This is a genomic window from Blautia sp. CGZ-1-C1, from assembly GCF_056504575.1.
On the sequence record NZ_JBWLUT010000049.1, the window covers coordinates 1 to 2399 of the forward strand.

Annotated in this window: 2 protein-coding genes and 1 pseudogene; all 3 read left to right on the top strand. The window is 42.9% G+C overall.

Annotated elements, in window-relative coordinates; all coding sequences use genetic code 11:
* Positions 1-642, top strand: a 642-nt coding sequence (locus AC058W_RS03130; protein WP_479389695.1) for a formate--tetrahydrofolate ligase, incomplete at its 5' end; no start/stop codon positions are given.
* A gap of 127 nt (positions 643-769) precedes the next feature.
* Positions 770-1399: a cyclodeaminase/cyclohydrolase family protein gene (locus tag AC058W_RS03135; RefSeq protein WP_117674553.1), complete on the top strand. Its 630-nt coding sequence runs from the start codon at positions 770-772 to the stop codon at positions 1397-1399.
* A gap of 83 nt (positions 1400-1482) precedes the next feature.
* Positions 1483-2338 (top strand): annotated as a pseudogene (locus tag AC058W_RS03140) (bifunctional 5,10-methylenetetrahydrofolate dehydrogenase/5,10-methenyltetrahydrofolate cyclohydrolase).
* The last annotated feature ends 61 nt before the right edge of the window (positions 2339-2399 follow it).

Below are 2399 nucleotides of genomic sequence, written 5' to 3' on the forward strand. Positions count from 1 at the left end.
GACCTCAACAACGAGAACCTGGAAGCACTTGAGAAGGGTATCCCGAACCTTCTGAAACATGTTTCCAATATCAAGAACGTATACAAACTTCCATGTGTTGTTGCTATCAACGCATTCCCAACAGATACAAAAGCAGAGCTTGACTTCGTAGAAGCAAAATGCAAAGAACTCGGTGTTAACGTTGCGCTTTCTGAAGTATGGGCAAAAGGCGGCGAAGGCGGAATCAAACTTGCAGAAGAAGTTATCCGTCTTGTAGAAGAACCAAACGACTTCTCCTATGCATATGAACTGGAAGGTTCTATCGAAGACAAACTGAACCAGATCGTTCAGAAAGTTTACGGCGGCAAGAGAGTTGTCCTGACAGCAAACGCTCAGAAACAGGCAAAACAGTTAGAGGCTCTTGGCTTCGGCAACTGCCCGATCTGCGTAGCTAAGACTCAGTACAGCTTAACAGATGACCAGACAAAACTCGGTGCTCCGACAGACTTCGAAGTTACTGTACGTAACTTAAAGATCTCCGCTGGTGCTGGATTTATCGTAGCCCTTACAGGCGAGATCATGACAATGCCAGGTCTGCCGAAAGTTCCGGCTGCTGAGAGAATCGACGTAGACGAAACAGGTAAGATTACAGGTCTGTTCTAATTTACTGAATTTTATCAAATACAAAAGGAGAGTGTTCCTATATGTATAGATATACTTTGAGAGCACTCTCTGAAACACGCAGATCTGATATCTGCTTAATAAATAAAAGAAAGCAGGAGAGAAAAAGATGGGATTTTCAACAAGTACATGTACAGAATTCGTTGAAGTTTTAGCTTCCAAAGCTCCGGTTCCGGGTGGCGGCGGTGCATCTGCATTAGTTGGTGCAGTAGGAACTGCTCTTGGAAACATGGTAGGAAGTCTTACAGTGGGCAAGAAGAAATATGCTGATGTAGAAGATGAAATGTATGAATTAAAAGCAAAATGCGATCAGTTACAGAAAGACTTTCTTCGTCTGATCGAACGTGATGCAGAAGTATTCGAGCCATTATCCAAAGCATACGGAATGCCGAAAGAAACAGAAGAAGAAAAAGCTGAAAAAGCAAGAGTTATGGAAATCGTATTAAAAGATGCATGCTCCGTTCCTATGGAAATCATGGAGAAATGCTGTGAAGCAATCGAACTGATCGTAGAGTTCGGCGCAAAAGGATCCAAACTTGCAATCAGCGATGCCGGTGTCGGCGCAGCTTTCTGTAAAGCAGCATTACAGGGTGCAAGCCTGAACGTATACATCAATACAAAATCCATGGCTGACAGAGAATACGCAGAAGAATTAAACAAAAAAGCAGATGCGATGCTTGAGAAATATACGAAGATCGCAGATGATACATTCAACAGCGTACTTGGCAGATTGAAATAATATGATATCAGGGTCAAAAGATCTTTTGACCCTAACATCATAATATAAAGACAATATGAGTGCAATTTGGGAGGAAACAATCAATGGCTAAGCAGTTATTAGGTAAAGAAGTAACAGCAGCATTAAATGAGAAAATCAAAGCTAACGTAGCAGAGCTTCAGGGAAAAGGAGTAAATCCTACTCTCTGTATCATCCGTGTAGGCGAGAACTCCAAGCGATATCTCTTATGAAAGAGGCGCTACAAAACGCTGCGAAACTTTAGGCGTTGCATGTGAGAAGATCTTACTTCCGGAAGATGTTTCCCAGGAAGAACTTCTTGCAACAATCGATAAAGTAAACAAAGATGACAAGATTCACGGCGTATTATTATTCCGTCCACTTCCAAAACATCTGGATCAGGCAGTAATCGAGAACGCACTTGCTCCTGAAAAAGACGTTGACTGTATGACAGACCTTTCCATGTCAGGTGTATTCACCGGCAAACAGATCGGTTTCCCGCCATGTACACCACAGGCATGTATGGAAATCCTTGATCACTATGGAATCGACTGCACAGGCAAGAAAGCAGTAGTAATCGGAAGAAGCCTTGTTGTTGGTAAACCGGCAGCAATGATGCTTGTTAAGAAGAACGCAACTGTTACAATCTGCCACACAAGAACTGTAGATATGCCGTCTGTAGCACGTGAGGCAGATATCATCATCGTGGCCGCAGGCCGCGCCGGTGTTGTCGGAGCTGAGTATGTAAAAGAAGGACAGACAGTAATCGATGTAGGTATTAATGTAAACGCAGAAGGCAAACTTTGCGGAGACGTTGACTACGCTGCAGTAGAGCCGATCGTAGATGCTATTACACCTGTACCGGGCGGTGTTGGAAGCGTTACAACTTCCGTACTGGTTGGACATGTAGTAGAAGCTGCAATGCGTAAAGTTAATGACTAATTGATTTATATATCATTTTGAAAGTACAGATGATTAAATCATAAAAGGGAAGAGGAACTCA